Genomic DNA, 16,622 nt, shown 5'->3' with positions numbered 1-16,622 from the left:
CATATCTGTACCTCCTTGTGAAATTGGATTTCTACTCTCGGTCAAAGAGCAGAATAAAAGCTCCCAAAAATTGAGAGCTTCTATCTGACCTTTAAATCCAATTCACAAGTACCCAACGGGCATTTACACATACATTATAAGATATTTTTTTATAAAAGTCAATTTTTATATTATAAATTATTTATAGATTCATATCTTAAGTTTTTGAATTTATTTTGAGACATAAGGATTTCATTGATTTGAGCAACTGTTTCTTTAGCCTCATCAGAAGAATAAAGTTCTTTTATATCTCCTGTAATTTGGATAGATTTGATAACATCTTCTTGGCAGATTCTATTAACTATATCTTGGTCAGCAGGTGATACAACTTCTCCAAAAATAGTATGTTTGTAGTTTAACCAAGGTGTTTCAACGTGAGTGATAAAGAATTGAGAACCATTTGTGCTAGGTCCAGCATTAGCCATTGCTAAAAGTCCTGGTCTATCGAACACAACTTCTTTTTTGAACTCATCGTGGAATTGGTATCCTGGTCCACCAGTTCCATTTCCTTCTGGGTCTCCTCCTTGAATCATAAATTCGTCGATAACTCTGTGGAATGTTAAGTTATCATAGTATCCTATCATTGATAGATGTGCAAAGTTAAGAACTGTAAAAGGTGCTACTTCTGGGAATAATTTAATATTGATAGACCCTTTGTTAGTTATAATTTTTGCGTTTAGTTTTTTTACTTCCATTAATTTAACCTCCAATTTTTTTAACTTCTTCATTTTTAAATTAGCAGTCAACCTTGTAGCAAGCATAGCTAGTGTTAAAACTCCTAGTAGTATAAATAGTTTGTTTAGCATAATAATCCCCCTTTGATTAATCCTTGTAGTTCATATATTTTTCAAGTTCTTTTTGTGTAACAGTACCATAGATTTCATATTTCCATCTATTTTGGATATCTCTCTCAATAGATGCTATTTTTAAATCTAAAAGAGCAATTTTATCATTAAGCTCTCTTTTTTCCTCTCTTACATCAACAATATCAGCAGATATTTTCATCTCATCTTCATATTGGATAGCCTCTTTTAAATCTGCCTCAAGCTTTTCTTCTCTTTTTAATAAGGGGTTAAGCTTGTCATAAACTTTGGACTTATTCTTTTTAAGATTTTTTATAGAGTATTCAAAAAGTCTTTTTACAACTAAAGCTCCAGAACTCTCTTTATATTCTTCTCTCTTTTTTTGACACTCTTCAATAAACTCTTTAGTAAAGTTATTTTTTTCTAAAATATCTTCTAAAACTTTTAAAATATTTTCAATCTCCTCAGGAGTTTTTTTCTTCATCTCATCACTGGTAAGCCCAAGATAAAGTTTTTCATATTTTGGGATAATCTCAGTTTCTAAAACTTCTATTTTCTTGTTATCATTTTCTTGATAAGCCTTTTGAAGTTCTTGAGAATTTTTTCTTAGGACTTGCAACACAATTTCAGTAGCATAGTCTATAAATATTTTTATATCCATTCTATCTCTCTCCATAATATTGGTAGTAATGACACTCTATACCACCATTAAATAATTTTCTATTTTTAGTAGATTTTTTATCAAAAGCTTTTTCAAAATCCTTATATGATGTGATTATGTAGTATGACCATTTAGGGAATCTTGTCATTAAAACATCTCCTAAAAGTCTATATAATCTTTCAACTTTTTCATCATCAAGGAGTCTTTCTCCATATGGTGGGTTTGATACAATACAACCTTTGTCAGCCATTGATTCAAGCTCTAAAAAGTTTTTATTTTCAAATAAGATATCATCTTCAACACCAGCTTTTTCAGCATTTTCAATAGCTACTTTTATAGCCTCGCCATCTATATCAGAACCATAAATTCTAACTTCTTTGTCGTAATCCTCTTTTGAGAAAGCCTCGTCTCTAACATCAATCCACATATTTCTAGGGAAGATTTTCCATTCTTCAGCAGCAAAGTTTCTGTTTACTCCAGGAGCGATATTTCTAGCAATCATAGCAGCCTCAATAGGTAAAGTCCCTGTACCACACATTGGGTCTATAAAAGGTCTTTCTCCACCTTTCCATCTTGTAAGCATAACAAGAGCAGCAGCTAAAGTTTCTTTTAAAGGAGCCTCATTTATTAAGTTTCTATAACCACGTTTATGAAGTCCAACTCCACTTGTATCTATCATTATAGAAAAAACATCTTTATTCCCTTGGATTTTAACAGCGAATTTTGCACCTTTTTTAGAAAATCTATCAACTTTATAAATTTTTCTTAAGTTTTCAACAATAGCTTTTTCTGTGATACTTTGAATATCAGATTTTGAGAAAAGTTTACATTTAACAGCACTTACCCAACTTATTATAAAGTTTCCGTCCTTTTCAATAAACTCACTCCAATTGATTTTCTTAACATTTTGGAATAGTTCCTCAAAAGAAAATGCTTTAAACTCTCCCATTTTTATATATACTCTGTCAGCACATCTAAGATGTATATTAGCAACAGCTATATCTCTTAAAGTTCCTGTAAATTCAACTTTACCATTAAAAGCTTGAACGTCACTAAATCCTAAATCTTTACACTCATCTCTTACAATACTTTCTAGCCCCATTGTAGTAGAGGCAACTATTGTATATTTTTTATCTTCCATTAAAACTCCTTAAACTCGTTATTTTCTTTCTCTTCTTCATATTTGATACGTAAATTTTCTCTTTTATTTTTTATTAGCTTTGTATAGATTAGTTTTAAGATTGCAAATATTGGTACTCCCAAAAACATTCCAGTAGTTCCCATAATGTTCCCCATAATAATAACTGAGGCGATTATCCAGAAAGAACTAAGTCCCACACTTTTGCTCAAAATTAAAGGTCCAACAACATATCCGTCAACTGCTTGGGCAATTCCCATAGCAAGGAATATATACCAAACTTTCACTGGCTCAACCAAAACCACAAGAATAAATGCAATTACACCTGCAACGATTGACCCAAAATATGGAATCATATTACCTACACCTATCATAACTGAGATGATAAGAGCGTAAGGCACTTTTCCAAACCACATAACAATATATGCAACAATCCCAACTACAATGGAGATTAAAATTCTACCAGACATATAGTTAAGGAAAATATTTTTGCACTCAATAAGAAAGTCTAAAGCTTTTTTAGACTTTTCATCATCATAAAATAAAAATACTAAATTTTTAAAAAATCCCATAAAATATCTCTTATATAATATAAAATAAATAGCTAAAAATAAACCTAAGAAAAATACAAAAACCTCAGCAATCCAATAAACCACATTAAGACTTATAGAAAGTAGGATATTTTTTATATGCTCAATGTTTGAAACAATAAAATCTTCAATAGCCTTTTGAACTTCATCTCCATTCATCATCAAAAGATCTTTTTCTCTTAGGAAATCAAAAAGTTTTCTAAGATAGTAGACAAATTTATCTTGAAGTGATGGGAACATCTTTATAATATCTTCAAAACTATTGATAAGGTTTGGAATAAACCAAAACATAAGTCCTGTGAAAACACAGATAAATATTAAAAATCCAAGCCATAAAGATACAATTCTTGAAAATTTTAATTTTGTTTCAATAAACTCAACTAAAGGGTCAAAAAGAATTGCTATAAAAATTCCATAGATAAAAGGTTTTCCATAATATTTTAGTGTCCTTAAGATATTTAAAAACTCAGAATTATTTTGAAACATAGTCTGTATAAAGATTAGGATCATACCTAAGATAAAAATTTTAAAGAAAAGTTTTCTTTCAGATAGCTTATTCATACGCTCACTCCTTACTTAATAATAGTATCCACTTCAGAGTCATCAGTATCTCCAACTACTTTTATAAGTAATCTATCAGGTATCCCTACGATAGTATCTCCAGAATTTGAAATCCAACCTTGTTTTACACAGATTTTTAGAGGAGAGTTAGAAGTTGTAACTCTTATTTTCATTTTATTTATCTCGATATTAACCCCCCCAAGATTAGTATCTACAAAATATTCTTTTTTATTTTCTTCTAGATCAAACACATAACGAAGTTTGTTATCTACATATACTTCAGCTTTATTTCCCTTTGTGTTGTTAAGATTTTGGGCATAACAAAACAAAGAAAAAAGTATTGAAAATATAAAAAAGTATATAACTAGATCCCATTTCTTAAAGTAACAGGGCTTTCTTCTCAAAAGTCGTCACCTCTAGCTATTTGGGAAATTCCAAGTCTTTCTCCCATATAAACCTTTGTTTCAATACCTTTTTTACTATTTTCTAATAAATCTTTATCAATTTTGAAAGATTGTTTCTCAAGGAGTAGGATTACAGTAGATCCACCGAAGAAGAAATAACCTTTTTCATCTCCCTTTTCTACATATGTATAAGGGATATAAGTTTGTTTTATTCCACCTACCATAGTGGCTCCAATCTCAGCTATACATATATCTTTAAATTGGTCAGTGAAAAGAGTTGAAAAACTTCTTTTATTTTCACAGAAAATTCTAAAATTAGTACGTATTGCGTGGGTAGATACAGAGTAGTAAGCTCCATCTATCACTTTACTTTTTGAGATTAAACCAGAGGCTGGGAAGTGAAATCTATGATAATCCACTGGTGCAAGTCTTATAATAAACATAATCCCATTATCGTATTTTTTAGCAAAACTTTTGTTTCTAAAAAACTCTTCTAATGTAAACTTCTCACCTTTGACGAAGAACTGAGTATCTTTGTTGATATTTTCAAGAACAAATACTTTCCCGTCAGCAGGACTTGCCAAAACTCCCTTTTCTCTTTGGATAGCTCTTGAGTTAGGCTTTAATTTTCTAGTGAAAAAATCATTGAAAGACTGAAACTCATCAATTGATTTTACACTTTCTTCCATATTTATATTATGTTCTTTTACAAAGTCTGGAATAAGTTTGCAAGAACTAGGAGAGTCCATCTTTTTACCATAAAGAGCAGATAAAAATTTTCTCTTTACTAAAAGCTCTAGTGGTAGTTTTCCAAAGGGATTATAGTATAAAAATTTTAAAAACTTTTCACCGGGAACATTTTCAACTAGAACGTTTCCAGTTTTTCTATCTATATAGTTAATCTTTTTAAATTCCATATATATCTCCTATCAAAATTACTCTTTATAGTATACCATATTTTTTTAATTATTAGAACAATAAAGAAAATTTTATTTTAAAGCTTTTCTGTCAGAAATCTTGTACTGAATAAAGGTACAGATTGGGATAAGTGACAAGAAGAAAGCTAGTGGTATAGCTATATAAAATGCCACTTCAAGAATAGCACAAGGAACAAAACAAGAACTGTTCCAAGGAATAAATCCATTAAGTATAACAGCTGAGTTTTCCAAATCTACAGTTAAATCTTCACGGCTAAGACCTCTTGAATCATAAACTTCTTCCATAACCTGTTCAGTCATAATTATTGATACAGTTTGGTTACAACCTATCATACTTGATATAACTCCGATACCAAACATATTTGCAAAAAGATTAGCTCTTGAATCTATATTTCTGATTTTTGATTTAAGGAATGATAAAATTTCCATTTTTTCCAAAATTCCAACTAAAAGGCAAGAGATAACAATAACGATTGTAGCATTTGCCATAGATACAACCCCTCCACCTTTTATGATTTTTTCAAGTTCTCCACCGTTAAATTTATAAAATCCGTTGAAAGCATAATTAAGTACATCAAAAAACTTTTCATTCTGTAAAAATACAGAGATTAAAGTTGCCATAACTATACTTATTCCCATTGAAATTTTAACATTTACCTTAAGGATTGATAAAACTATAATAGCAACAAGTGGCAAGAAAATAAATCTAATATCAAGATTATAATTTACCATTATCATATTAGGTAGAAGATTTTCTGTAATATCAAGAGTAAATACTCTTGAAAGCCCAAGGTAAAGAATTGATGTCAAGATAAATGGCACAATTGTTGATTTTACCATATTTCTTAAGTTTGTAAAGATACTAACCCCAGTAAGAGATGATACAAGGTTGGCACTTACAGAGATTGGCGACCATCTATCTCCAAAATAAACTCCAGAAATTATTGCTGCTCCAACAAGATTTAAGTTAATATCACTAGTTTTTGCAATAGCCATTAAAGCCACACCGATTATACCAGTAGAGGCAAAGGCACTACCTAAGATTGATGAAACGATACAACAGATTACAAAAACAAAGAATAAAAATATATTCGGATTAATAAATTTTAATCCATAATAAACAAGTCCCGGTATTGTACCACAAGCCATCCAAGTGGCAGAGAGGCTACCTATAAAAATAAAAAGGATAATAACCAGACTTGATTTTTTCCCATACAAAATAGAGATATCAATGATCTCATCTAATGTTAAATTTCTTCTAGTTGCCACCATAGAAAGAATAACATAGATTGCCAGAATAATTCCTCCAATGGTAAATTTTGTAAAAATAACAAAGGAGATAAGCAATAAAACACTTATAAAAAATAGAACTTTTTTCATAAATTCACCCCATATAATCGTTATATATACATTATAGTATATATTTCACAAAAAATAAAATAAAGTTATAATATTTTTTGTAAAAAAATGATTTATAATATATATATTCTATTTGTTATTTTCTTAAAAATAATATATAATATAAAGTATAAAAAAATAATAGGGAATTTTGGAGGATATATATGAAGATTGGAATACCTAAAGAAAAAAACAACGATGAAAGTAGGGTAGGGCTGACTCCGGCTGGTGTTGGGCAACTAGTACTAGATGGTAACGAAGTATATGTCCAAAAGGGAGCTGGACTTGCTACTGGAATAACTGATGAAGAATATATCTCTAGTGGAGCTATAATGGTGGATACTTTTGAAGAGATTTATGAAAAAGCTACCTTAATAATAAAAGTAGAAAAACCTTTAGAGTGTGAGATAAAACTTTTAAAACCTCACCATATATTATATGCTTATCTTCACCTTGCAGCACATAAAAAAACTACTCTTGAGCTTTTAAAAACAGGGGCTACTTGTATAGCCTTTGAAACTATCATTCAAGAGGACGGAGTAAAACCAATACTTTCTCCAATGTCTGAAGTAGCTGGTAGAATGGCTGTTCAAGTGGGAAGTTTTTATCTTCAAAAAAATAACGGCGGAATGGGAAAACTTTTAGGTGGAGTTCCCGGAGTTGAGAGAGGAAAAGTTGTTGTACTTGGAGCTGGAGTTGCTGGACAAAGTGCTATAAAGACAGCTTTTGGAATGGGAGCAGAGGTAACTGCTATTGATATAGATATGAATAAATTAAGATATCTTGACGATAATTATAAAAGTCAAATAACAACTCTTTATTCTACACCAAGAAATATTGAAAAAGCTGTTTCTGAGGCAGATCTTTTAATAGGTACTGTACTTATCCCAGGTGGAAAAACTCCTTGTCTTGTTACTAAAAAATATATAAATACAATGCAAAAAGGTAGTGTAATAGTTGACGTGGCTATTGACCAAGGTGGTTGCTTTGAAACTTCTAAGATAACAACTTTGGAAAATCCAACATATGTGGTAGATGGTGTTGTCCATTACTGTGTTGGTAATATGGCGGGAGCTTATCCTATAACTGCCACTGTCTCTGTTGAAAACTCAATCCTTAAATATGCAAGAGAGATCGCAAGTAAAGGTCTAAAGAGAGCTTGTACTGTTTATCCAGAACTTTTAGGTGGAATAAATATTATGAATGAGAGAGTTACTTGCAGAAAAGTTGCCGATAGCTTGGGACTAGACTATGTAGGTGTTGGATTCTAATAAAAGAAGTTGTGATAAAAGACTAGCTTTTATAATGGAGGAAAATTATGATTGAGTTAGAAAAAAATATTTTAAATAAAGCAATAGAAGCTTTTATATTGGGAATTGAAATATATAATAAACCAACTATAAAATATAGAGTTGAAGGATTTAGTTTTTTTATATGCAATGCTTGGGAATTAATGCTAAAAGCTCATATTATTAAAAAATTTGGTAATAAAGAAATATACTATAAGGATAGTCCTGAAAGAACTATTACTTTGGAAAATTGTATAAAAAAAGTTTTTACAAATGATAAGGATCCTTTAAGAAAAAATTTAGAAAAAATAATAGAGTTAAGAAATACAAGTACACAACACATCCTTACACAATGACTAGAGCATTGGAAAGAATTAATAATTCTTTAACTACTAAAAAGTTTAACAGGAATGAGTTTTTATTATTTGTTAATTATTATGAATTGAAAAATCAAGAAAGATTTTGCTATACATTAATGAATGATGGAAAACCTAGGTATTATTATTCTCAGCAAGCTATTGATTTTATTATTGGGGAATACGTCAAAGATCCAGAAAATATTATACAAAATTTAAAGAAAAAGTTAAAAGATGGCAATAAAAAAAGCTAACCCCAGGAGCAAAGGAATTCTAAGTGCAAAGCACCTACTCTCATTCGAGAACCCAGCTCAAACCCTTCACAAGTTAGCTTAAATTAACTTTCATTTGTATAAAAATTTTATCATAAAAATAAAAAAATAGCAATAAAAATTTTTTTAACCTAATGGGCAAGAAGTCGCCCACCTCTATAGGTAGTGCGATGAATTGCCCTATTGTTTTTTAGAAGGTAAAGTGATATAATATAATCAGTAAATATATAAAAATAGGAGTAAAAACAATGGAATTAGATAGTAATTGTCATTCAGTATTTTTATTGCATTATCACTTAGTTCTTGTAGTAAAATATAGAAAAAATGTATTTGATGACACAATTTCTGAATTTGCTAAAGATATGTTTGTAAGAATTGGAGTTCCGTATCATATAACTTTAGTACAATGGAATCACGATAAAGACCACATACATATAATGTTCAAGGCTCATCCTAAAACAGAATTGACTAAATTCATAAATGCGTATAAATCAGCAAGTTCTAGGATAATAAAAAAAGAATTTCCACATATAAGAAAATATCTTTGGAAAGAAATGTTTTGGTCTAAAAGTTTTTGTTTGTTGACCACTGGAGGAGCTCCTATTGAAATCATAAAAAAATATATAGAGGAACAAGGACAAAAGAGTAAATAATTTTGAGGGAGTTGGACTGATGAAACAGCTAAAAGCATATAAATTTAGAATTTATCCAAGCAATGAACAAAAAATATTTTTTAGTAAAACTTTTGGTTGTGTTCGTCTTGTCTATAATCTTATGCTAAATGATAGAATCAAAGCATATGAAGAAAGTAAAGGTAATACTGATAAAAAGATAAAATATCCAACTCCTGCTCAATATAAAAAAGAGTATGAATTTCTAAAAGAAGTAGATAGTCTTGCTCTTGCTAACGCTCAAATGAATTTAGATAAAGCATATAAAAATTTTTTTAGAGATAAATCTATAGGTTTTCCTAAATTCAAATCTAAGAAAAATCCTGTACAAAGTTATACAACTAATAATCAAAATGGTACTATAAATATTTTTGAAAACAGATTAAAAATTCCAAAACTTAAAGAATTAGTAAAAATTAAAGTGCATAGAAAAATAGAGGGTATAATAAAATCTGCTACTATTTCGCGTAATGGAAGTGGCAAGTATTTTATCTCTTTGTTATGTGAAACTGATATTCAAGAATTACCAAAAACTAATTTATCAGTAGGAATTGATTTAGGTATTAAAGATATGGCTATTCTTTCTACTGGAGAAAAAATAGAAAATCTAAAATTTAGAAAACAATTAGAGAAAAAACTAAAAAGAGAACAAAGAAAATTATCAAAAAGACTTCTAATTGCAAAAAAAGAAAATAGAAAATTAAGCGAGGCTAAAAATTATCAAAAACAAAAAATTAAAGTAGCTAAGATACACGAAAAAATTATGAATATGAGAGTTGATTTCTTAAATAAATTAAGTATGGATATAATCAAAAACCACGATATTATTTGTATTGAAGACTTAAATACAAAGGGATTACTTCATAATCATAAATTAGCAAAATCTATTGGAGATGTATCTTGGGCTAGTTTTGTAAATAAACTTGAGTATAAGGCGAAATGGTATGGTAAAGAAATAATAAAAATAGATAGACTATATCCGTCAAGTCAGATATGCTCTGTATGTGGGAATCGTGATGGCAAGAAAACTCTTGATGTAAGAGAGTGGACTTGTCCAATTTGTCATACTCACCACGACAGGGATATAAATGCAAGTAAAAATATATTGGCTGAAGGTCTAAGAATAAGACAAGCAGTCTAAAAAATAAAAAGAACCGTAGGAACTACGGGGATAGCTTGGTAAATATAGTTGGCTAACAAAAGCAGCTACTTCCCAAGAAGAAGCTCCCACTTCAAAAATTACAAAGTAATTTTAAGTGGGAGAGGTTCACTATAGTTATTATTAATAGAGTATGTGCCTTCTGTACTAGTGTCAGTATAGCTTTCTGTAATTCCGTCAGTATACCCTTTTGGACTTTTGGAAGTATGAGGTTTTGTATTAGTATAATCTTTTGTATCAGCAATGGTCAGAAAAGAAAAAAGTCCTCGTTGATATTTTAATTAAAAAATGGTAGAATCTTTTATATATAACAGAAATTTTGAGAATAATATAAAATATTAATAAAAAAATTGATTGGAAAATATAGATATAGGAACAGGTGATCAGATTGAAAATAAAATTTAAAAATTTAGGTCCTTTAAAAAAAGGTGAAGTTACTATAAGAAATATGACTATATTTTGTGGAAAAAATAATACAGGAAAAACTTATGTTAATTATTTAATTTATTCTATTTTAGAAACCTTAAAAGATTATAGAACAAACCTTAATTTAAATATAGATCAATTGTTTAAAGAAGGGGTGCAAGAAATAGATGTAGTTAGTTTATTTGATAATAATTTTGATAGAATAGTTAAAGAAATAGCTAATGAAGTTAAAGAAAATTTGTATAAAGTTTTTAATAGCAAGAAAGATTTTTTTGAAGAATTAGAATTAGAGATTGAATTAGATAAAGAGCAAAAAAGAGAAAAGCTAATTAAACTAAAATTTGACAGAAATGTAACCATTGGAGAAAATAAAGTAAAAATAAGCAATCTTAATAAAGTGGAAGGTAGTGATAAAATAACATTAATTTATTTTAAAGAAAAAACAGAAAAAAAAATATTAGAAGAATCTTTGAGAAGATATATAGAAAATTTCCTTCAAATTTGTTTAATTCAAGAAGAGAATCAAAAGTATATGTTACCTACTGAGAGAAATGGACTTAATATTTTCTATAATGAACTTTTAAGAAAAAGAGCTAATATTGTAGAAAATATGGATTTTTCTGTTGAAGGTAAGGAAGAGATAGAAAATGTCAATAATTATCCTAAACCTGTAAAAGATTATTTAAAAATTTTAACTAAATTGGATATATATGATAAAAACGAAGGAAACGAAATTTTTGTTAACATAGCAAAAGAGATGGAAAAAGAGATAATTAGGGGAAAATATAAAATAGATAATAATAGAATTTTTTATCAAACTGAAAATGAAAAAGAGTTAGACTTATATATAGCTTCTTCAACTGTAAAAACAATTTTTGGAATAATATTTTACTTAAGACATCTAATAAAAAATAGAGATTATCTAATAATTGATGAGCCAGAATTAAATTTACATCCAGAAAATCAAGTAAAAATTGCTAAACTACTTGTAAGATTAGTAAATAGTGGTATTAAAGTAATTATTTCTACCCACAGTGATTATATTACTAAAGAGTTTAATAATCTTTTAATGTTAGATAATGATTTTAAAAATAAAACTAAAATTATGGAAAAATATGACTATAGTAAAGAAGATGTTTTAGAAAGAAAGAATGTGGGAGCTTATTTATTTAAAGATGGAATTCTAGATGAAATGGAAATAGGAGAAGAGGGAATTATTACAAAAACTTTTGACGAAGTAATTGAAAGTATCAACGAGAGAAATGATGATATTTATTATTCAATAAAAGAATCTGGTGATGAATAATGGATGTAGATCAAATTTTGGTAGATTTAGATAATATTATTTTTGAAGATTTTAAAGTTAGAAAAAATGTAGACGGTCATTTAATTTTTTATGAAGAAAATAGCAATGCAAGTGGAAAGTTTGTTAAAATAAAGACAAAAGGAAAGATTGTTGCCTTTTCTTTGGATCAAAATGAAGATGGAGAGTTTAGAGTATATCCTTTTTTTAATAAATCTATTGAAGGTATTAACTCAAAAAATGATAGAATAATTATTTTTAAAAAGGATAATCATCTTTGTGTATTTCTTTTAGAAATAAAATCAACATTAAGTAATGATGCAAAAAAGAAAGCTTTGTCTCAACTGAGAAAAGGAAAAGCTTTTGTAGATTTTTTATTTGAAATATATAAAGATAGTAACGAAATAGAGAAAATAGATTATGTTATAAAAGAAGGAATATTTTATAATGACCAGAGAAAACTTACTTCAAAAAGAAAAAGTAGCAAAGAGAATAATATAGATAGTATAAGTAAAGTTGAATTTTTTATTAAAAAGGCAAATGAAATTTATGAGTTAGAAAAGCTATTTATTTAATGAAATAGTGTAAAAAAAGATTTGTAGAGTTCTAATTTTTCATATAAATATAATCTTTAAAATATTTAAATATTTTCATTTGGTGGAAGGTAAGGGGAGTTCTCCCCTCTGGTTTAGAATTTGATTCTTATCTATAAAAATGGATTTTGTTATTTTGAGAGTGAAATACCTTCTATAAGAACCAGTTTCATTAAAACTCCTATTATTTTGCAAAGATTCATATTTATTTCCTCCAATTTTAAATTTTGTAGTAAAGTTAAATAATAAAAAAATATTTGCTTTAAGTTTTTAAACCAAATACAAATATCAAAAGTTTGATTGAAATCAATATATGTTATGATTTCATCTGCAAAATAAGATAAAAATCCATCATAATAGCAATATTGGTATATGTATTTTATCATATAATTTAATAAAATTCAATTAAAGAAAAAAATCCTGTCTTTTGAGAGATGGGATTTTTTATGTATACAGTGTTTTATTACACTAAACATTTTCCATATAAAATTATGAAAAAGAAATTAAAATTATTATAAAAATGTAATAAAAAATCTAAAATTCAATCTGATATTATTGCATATTTGTATAAGAAAAATGAAATTATAGTTCATTTTTCTTATAAGTATAGTTAATGAAAAAAATAAATAAGAAAAATAGTAATTTTTGTTAAGAAAATATAAAAAAATAGAAAAATCAAAACATCTTAATAATTTTCAGATTGGATAAAAGACAGAAAATGTCAGTGATTAGTAAGAAAAATAAAATTGTAAAAGTGATGTAAAAAAGTAAATATTTCCTTGACATATCAAAAATTGAGGGGTATAATTAATTAACCTGATTTGAAAATGAAAAAGTTTAATATAAGTGTACGAATTTAACGGGGGGGGGGGGTAGTATAAATAAAAATAGTGTAGACCTGTAATTAATTTGAAATTTAATGAGGGTCTTTTTGTTTCATTGAACTTAATTAAAAAATGTAATTTTTATTATTAAAATTGTTAAATATAGATTGACATTTTTATAATAAAAAGATACAATTATCTACATAAATTAGAAAGTATATAGGAGATTGGTTATGGAAAAAATTGATTTATCACAAAAAACTATCCTTGTAACAGGAGCTGCTGGATTTATCGGTTCAAACTTAGTTAAAGAGTTATACAATAGATTTTCTGATATAAAAGTTATTGGTTTTGATAGTGTTAATGACTATTATGATGTTAATCTAAAAGAATACAGATTAATAGAACTTAAAAACTTCAAAAACTTTACTTTCATAAAAGGAAATATTGCTGATAAACCTTTAGTTGAAAAAGTTTTTGAAGAATATAAACCAGAAATTGTTGTAAATTTAGCTGCTCAAGCTGGAGTAAGATATTCAATTACTAACCCTGATGCCTACTTAGAATCAAACTTAATCGGATTTTTTAATATTTTAGAAGCTTGTCGTCACAATAAAGTAGAACACTTAGTATACGCATCTAGTTCTAGCGTATATGGAATGAATAAAAAAATACCATACTCAACAGAAGATAAAGTTGATAATCCTGTATCACTTTATGCAGCAACAAAGAAATCAAATGAATTGATGGCTCACGCATATTCAAAACTTTATGATATTCCATCAACAGGGTTACGTTTCTTTACAGTTTATGGACCAGCAGGTAGACCAGATATGGCATATTTCGGATTTACTAATAAATTAATAAAAGGTGAAAAAATCCAAATATTTAACTATGGAAATTGTAAACGTGACTTTACATATATAGATGATATTGTTACTGGTGTAGTAAATGTTATGGAAAAAACTCCAGACAGAAATGAAAACGGTGTTAGATATAAGGTATATAACATAGGAAATAATAAACCAGAAAATTTATTAGACTTTGTAGATATTTTACAACAAGAGTTAATAAGAGCAGAGGTTTTACCTAAAGATTATGACTTTGAAGCTCATAAAGAGCTAGTACCAATGCAACCTGGTGATGTTGAAATGACTTATGCAGATGTAGAGGATTTAATAAGAGATTTTAATTTTAAACCAAGTACTTCTTTAAGAGATGGATTAAGAAAATTTGCAGAATGGTATAAAAAATTCTATTTATAAGAAATACAAATAGAGGGGTAAGTTTATGAATAGTTTAAAATTTTCACAAGATTTTTATAGATATTTTGGAAGAGAATGCAAGAATAAAGATATCTTAAAAGTAATATTTAATCACGAATTGAGATTTAATTATTTTTTTAGAAAATATCAAAATTCAAACAATAAATTTTTAAAATTATTTTATAAAATTTTTATAAGGCAAATAAGACTTAAGTATGGAATAGAGATAAGTCCAAATACAAAAATAGGAAAGGGATTTTATGTGGGTCATCCCTTTGATATAACTATAAATCCAAATGTAATTCTAGGAGAGAATGTAAATATTCATAAAGGAGTTACTATTGGTCAGGAAAATAGGGGAGAAAGAAAAGGCACTCCTATAATAAGTAATAAAGTATGGATTGGAGTAAACTCAACGATAGTAGGTAGAATAAAAATAGGAAATAATGTTTTGATAGCACCAAATACCTATGTAAATAGAGATATTCCTGATAACTCAATAGTTGTAGGAAATCCTTGTAAAATAATAGAGAATATAGAAGCAACAAAAGATTATATTAATAATATAGTTTAGATAAAAGGGATGTGTAAAAAAATGGACAAAAAATTAAAAATAGCAGTGGCTGGTACAGGGTATGTAGGTCTTAGTATTGCAACACTTTTAGCACAACATCATAAAGTTGTAGCTGTTGATATTGTACCTGAAAAAGTAGATTTAATAAATAATAAAAAATCTCCTATTCAAGATGAATATATTGAGAAATATTTAGCTGAAAAAGATTTAGATTTAGTAGCAACACTTGATGCAAAAGAAGCATATTGCGATGCAGATTTTGTAGTTATTGCTGCTCCTACTAACTATGATAGTAAGAAAAATTTCTTCGACACTTCAGCTGTTGAAAAAGTAATAGAACTTGTAATGGAATATAATCCAAACGCAATTATGATAATAAAATCTACTATTCCTGTGGGCTTCACAGAATCAGTAAAAGAAAAATATAATACAAAAAATATATTATTCAGCCCAGAATTTTTAAGAGAAAGTAAAGCTTTGTATGACAATCTTTATCCATCACGTATCATAGTTGGAACTGATATGAAAGATGAAAAATTAGTTGAAGCAGCTCATACTTTTGCTGGACTTCTTCAAGAGGGAGCTATAAAAGAAAATATAGACACTCTATTTATGGGATTTACTGAGGCTGAAGCTGTTAAATTATTTGCTAATACTTATCTTGCCCTAAGAGTTTCATATTTTAATGAGCTTGATACTTATGCAGAAATGAAAGGTCTTAATACTCAACAAATAATAAAAGGTGTATGTCTTGATCCACGTATTGGAGATCAATACAACAACCCATCTTTTGGTTATGGTGGATATTGTCTTCCAAAAGATACAAAACAACTTTTAGCAAACTATAAAGATGTGCCAGAAAATATTATCGGTGCAATTGTAGAATCTAATAGAACTAGAAAAGACTTTATAGCTGATAGAGTATTAACTCTTGCTGGTTGTTATGAAGAAAATAGTGAATGGGATCAAGAAAAGGAAAATCAAGGTGTTGTTGGAGTATATCGTTTAACAATGAAATCAAACTCAGATAACTTTAGACAAAGTTCAATTCAAGGAGTAATGAAGAGAATAAAAGCTAAAGGAGTTAAGGTTGTAATATATGAACCTACATTAAATGATGGAGAAACATTCTTTGGAAGTTTAGTTGTAAATGATTTAGAGAAATTTAAGAAAATGTCAAATGCAATAATAGCTAATAGATATGATGAAACATTAGATGATGTAAGGGAAAAGGTATATACAAGGGATTTATTTGGTAGAGATTAATTAACAAAATATATAAGACTAACTATTAAATGTCAAGTCAAAAATAAAAAAATTAAATAAATTTGTTAATTTAAAAAAATGCATCACAAAAA

Annotated in this window: 17 protein-coding genes; 10 read left to right on the top strand and 7 right to left on the bottom strand. The window is 27.9% G+C overall.

Annotation, left to right across the window (positions count from 1 at the left end; all coding sequences use genetic code 11):
- Window positions 1-170: 170 nt before the first annotated feature.
- From I6E15_RS04555 to I6E15_RS04525, 7 genes are all read right to left on the bottom strand, one after another.
- Window positions 171-767 (bottom strand): peptidylprolyl isomerase, encoded by a 597-nt coding sequence (locus I6E15_RS04555; protein ID WP_177161008.1) that lies wholly within the window; start codon window positions 765-767, stop codon window positions 171-173.
- Between the two features lie 94 nt (window positions 768-861).
- The gene (locus I6E15_RS04550) at window positions 862-1,503 is read right to left on the bottom strand and encodes a hypothetical protein (RefSeq protein ID WP_235245631.1); all 642 of its coding nucleotides are present in this window, start codon (window positions 1,501-1,503) and stop codon (window positions 862-864) included.
- A 1-nt stretch (window position 1,504) separates the two neighbouring features.
- A complete protein-coding gene (locus tag I6E15_RS04545; RefSeq protein WP_235245630.1) occupies window positions 1,505-2,644 on the bottom strand; it encodes a THUMP domain-containing class I SAM-dependent RNA methyltransferase in 1,140 nt (379 codons plus the stop codon).
- On the bottom strand, window positions 2,644-3,792 hold the full coding sequence (locus I6E15_RS04540) for an AI-2E family transporter (protein ID WP_235245628.1): 1,149 nt from the start codon (window positions 3,790-3,792) through the stop codon (window positions 2,644-2,646). Before I6E15_RS04540 ends, I6E15_RS04545 begins: the two co-directional genes overlap by 1 nt.
- Window positions 3,793-3,803: 11 nt before the next feature.
- A complete protein-coding gene (locus tag I6E15_RS04535) occupies window positions 3,804-4,196 on the bottom strand; it encodes a NusG domain II-containing protein (protein WP_235245626.1) in 393 nt (130 codons plus the stop codon).
- Window positions 4,193-5,113 carry a phosphatidylserine decarboxylase gene (locus I6E15_RS04530; protein ID WP_235245623.1) on the bottom strand — a complete coding sequence of 307 codons (921 nt, stop codon included), beginning with the start codon at window positions 5,111-5,113 and terminating at the stop codon, window positions 4,193-4,195. Before I6E15_RS04530 ends, I6E15_RS04535 begins: the two co-directional genes overlap by 4 nt.
- Before the next feature lie 72 nt (window positions 5,114-5,185).
- Window positions 5,186-6,514 carry a Na+/H+ antiporter NhaC family protein gene (locus I6E15_RS04525; protein WP_235245621.1) on the bottom strand — a complete coding sequence of 443 codons (1,329 nt, stop codon included), beginning with the start codon at window positions 6,512-6,514 and terminating at the stop codon, window positions 5,186-5,188.
- 182 nt (window positions 6,515-6,696) lie between these two features.
- Here I6E15_RS04525 and ald point away from each other — a divergent pair, with 182 nt between their 5' ends.
- The 10 genes from ald (at window position 6,697) to I6E15_RS04480 (ending at window position 16,530) form a co-directional block, all read left to right on the top strand.
- Entirely contained in the window at window positions 6,697-7,803 is a 1,107-nt protein-coding gene (ald, locus tag I6E15_RS04520) for an alanine dehydrogenase (RefSeq protein ID WP_235245618.1), read from the top strand.
- 47 nt (window positions 7,804-7,850) lie between these two features.
- The gene (locus I6E15_RS04515; protein ID WP_235245617.1) at window positions 7,851-8,177 is read left to right on the top strand and encodes a DUF3644 domain-containing protein; all 327 of its coding nucleotides are present in this window, start codon (window positions 7,851-7,853) and stop codon (window positions 8,175-8,177) included.
- Window positions 8,174-8,431: a hypothetical protein gene (locus I6E15_RS10305; RefSeq protein ID WP_419180947.1), complete on the top strand. Its 258-nt coding sequence runs from the start codon at window positions 8,174-8,176 to the stop codon at window positions 8,429-8,431. Before I6E15_RS04515 ends, I6E15_RS10305 begins: the two co-directional genes overlap by 4 nt.
- Before the next feature lie 266 nt (window positions 8,432-8,697).
- The gene (tnpA, locus tag I6E15_RS04510) at window positions 8,698-9,102 is read left to right on the top strand and encodes an IS200/IS605 family transposase (RefSeq protein WP_235245616.1); all 405 of its coding nucleotides are present in this window, start codon (window positions 8,698-8,700) and stop codon (window positions 9,100-9,102) included.
- 19 nt (window positions 9,103-9,121) lie between these two features.
- Window positions 9,122-10,261 (top strand): IS200/IS605 family element RNA-guided endonuclease TnpB, encoded by a 1,140-nt coding sequence (gene tnpB / locus I6E15_RS04505; protein WP_235245615.1) that lies wholly within the window; start codon window positions 9,122-9,124, stop codon window positions 10,259-10,261.
- 406 nt (window positions 10,262-10,667) lie between these two features.
- Window positions 10,668-12,011 carry an AAA family ATPase gene (locus I6E15_RS04500; RefSeq protein WP_235245614.1) on the top strand — a complete coding sequence of 448 codons (1,344 nt, stop codon included), beginning with the start codon at window positions 10,668-10,670 and terminating at the stop codon, window positions 12,009-12,011.
- A complete protein-coding gene (locus I6E15_RS04495) occupies window positions 12,011-12,583 on the top strand; it encodes a hypothetical protein (RefSeq protein WP_235245613.1) in 573 nt (190 codons plus the stop codon). The genes I6E15_RS04500 and I6E15_RS04495 overlap by 1 nt, the downstream gene beginning before the upstream one ends.
- A gap of 1,075 nt (window positions 12,584-13,658) precedes the next feature.
- Window positions 13,659-14,690, top strand: coding sequence for an NAD-dependent epimerase/dehydratase family protein (locus tag I6E15_RS04490; protein WP_235245611.1), 1,032 nt, complete (start codon window positions 13,659-13,661; stop codon window positions 14,688-14,690).
- 25 nt (window positions 14,691-14,715) lie between these two features.
- Complete coding sequence (locus I6E15_RS04485) at window positions 14,716-15,264, top strand: serine O-acetyltransferase (protein WP_235245608.1); 549 nt, start codon at window positions 14,716-14,718, stop codon at window positions 15,262-15,264.
- 21 nt (window positions 15,265-15,285) lie between these two features.
- Window positions 15,286-16,530: a nucleotide sugar dehydrogenase gene (locus tag I6E15_RS04480; RefSeq protein ID WP_235245606.1), complete on the top strand. Its 1,245-nt coding sequence runs from the start codon at window positions 15,286-15,288 to the stop codon at window positions 16,528-16,530.
- Window positions 16,531-16,622 lie beyond the last annotated feature (92 nt).

It is taken from the genome of Fusobacterium perfoetens, assembly GCF_021531475.1.
Taxonomy (GTDB): Bacteria; Fusobacteriota; Fusobacteriia; order Fusobacteriales; family Fusobacteriaceae; genus Fusobacterium_B.
The sequence above is the reverse complement of the archived record's forward strand: the minus strand, read 5'-3'. Positions and strand labels throughout refer to the sequence as shown.

Coding starts and splice junctions, on each gene's coding strand:
- I6E15_RS04555 (WP_177161008.1), bottom strand. CDS start 767: ATGAAGAAGTTAAAAAAATTGGAGGTTAAATTAATGGAAGTAAAAAAA.
- I6E15_RS04550 (WP_235245631.1), bottom strand. CDS start 1,503: ATGGATATAAAAATATTTATAGACTATGCTACTGAAATTGTGTTGCAA.
- I6E15_RS04545 (WP_235245630.1), bottom strand. CDS start 2,644: ATGGAAGATAAAAAATATACAATAGTTGCCTCTACTACAATGGGGCTA.
- I6E15_RS04540 (WP_235245628.1), bottom strand. CDS start 3,792: ATGAATAAGCTATCTGAAAGAAAACTTTTCTTTAAAATTTTTATCTTA.
- I6E15_RS04530 (WP_235245623.1), bottom strand. CDS start 5,113: ATGGAATTTAAAAAGATTAACTATATAGATAGAAAAACTGGAAACGTT.
- I6E15_RS04525 (WP_235245621.1), bottom strand. CDS start 6,514: ATGAAAAAAGTTCTATTTTTTATAAGTGTTTTATTGCTTATCTCCTTT.
- ald (WP_235245618.1), top strand. CDS start 6,697: ATGAAGATTGGAATACCTAAAGAAAAAAACAACGATGAAAGTAGGGTA.
- I6E15_RS04515 (WP_235245617.1), top strand. CDS start 7,851: ATGATTGAGTTAGAAAAAAATATTTTAAATAAAGCAATAGAAGCTTTT.
- I6E15_RS10305 (WP_419180947.1), top strand. CDS start 8,174: ATGACTAGAGCATTGGAAAGAATTAATAATTCTTTAACTACTAAAAAG.
- tnpA (WP_235245616.1), top strand. CDS start 8,698: ATGGAATTAGATAGTAATTGTCATTCAGTATTTTTATTGCATTATCAC.
- tnpB (WP_235245615.1), top strand. CDS start 9,122: ATGAAACAGCTAAAAGCATATAAATTTAGAATTTATCCAAGCAATGAA.
- I6E15_RS04495 (WP_235245613.1), top strand. CDS start 12,011: ATGGATGTAGATCAAATTTTGGTAGATTTAGATAATATTATTTTTGAA.
- I6E15_RS04490 (WP_235245611.1), top strand. CDS start 13,659: ATGGAAAAAATTGATTTATCACAAAAAACTATCCTTGTAACAGGAGCT.
- I6E15_RS04485 (WP_235245608.1), top strand. CDS start 14,716: ATGAATAGTTTAAAATTTTCACAAGATTTTTATAGATATTTTGGAAGA.
- I6E15_RS04480 (WP_235245606.1), top strand. CDS start 15,286: ATGGACAAAAAATTAAAAATAGCAGTGGCTGGTACAGGGTATGTAGGT.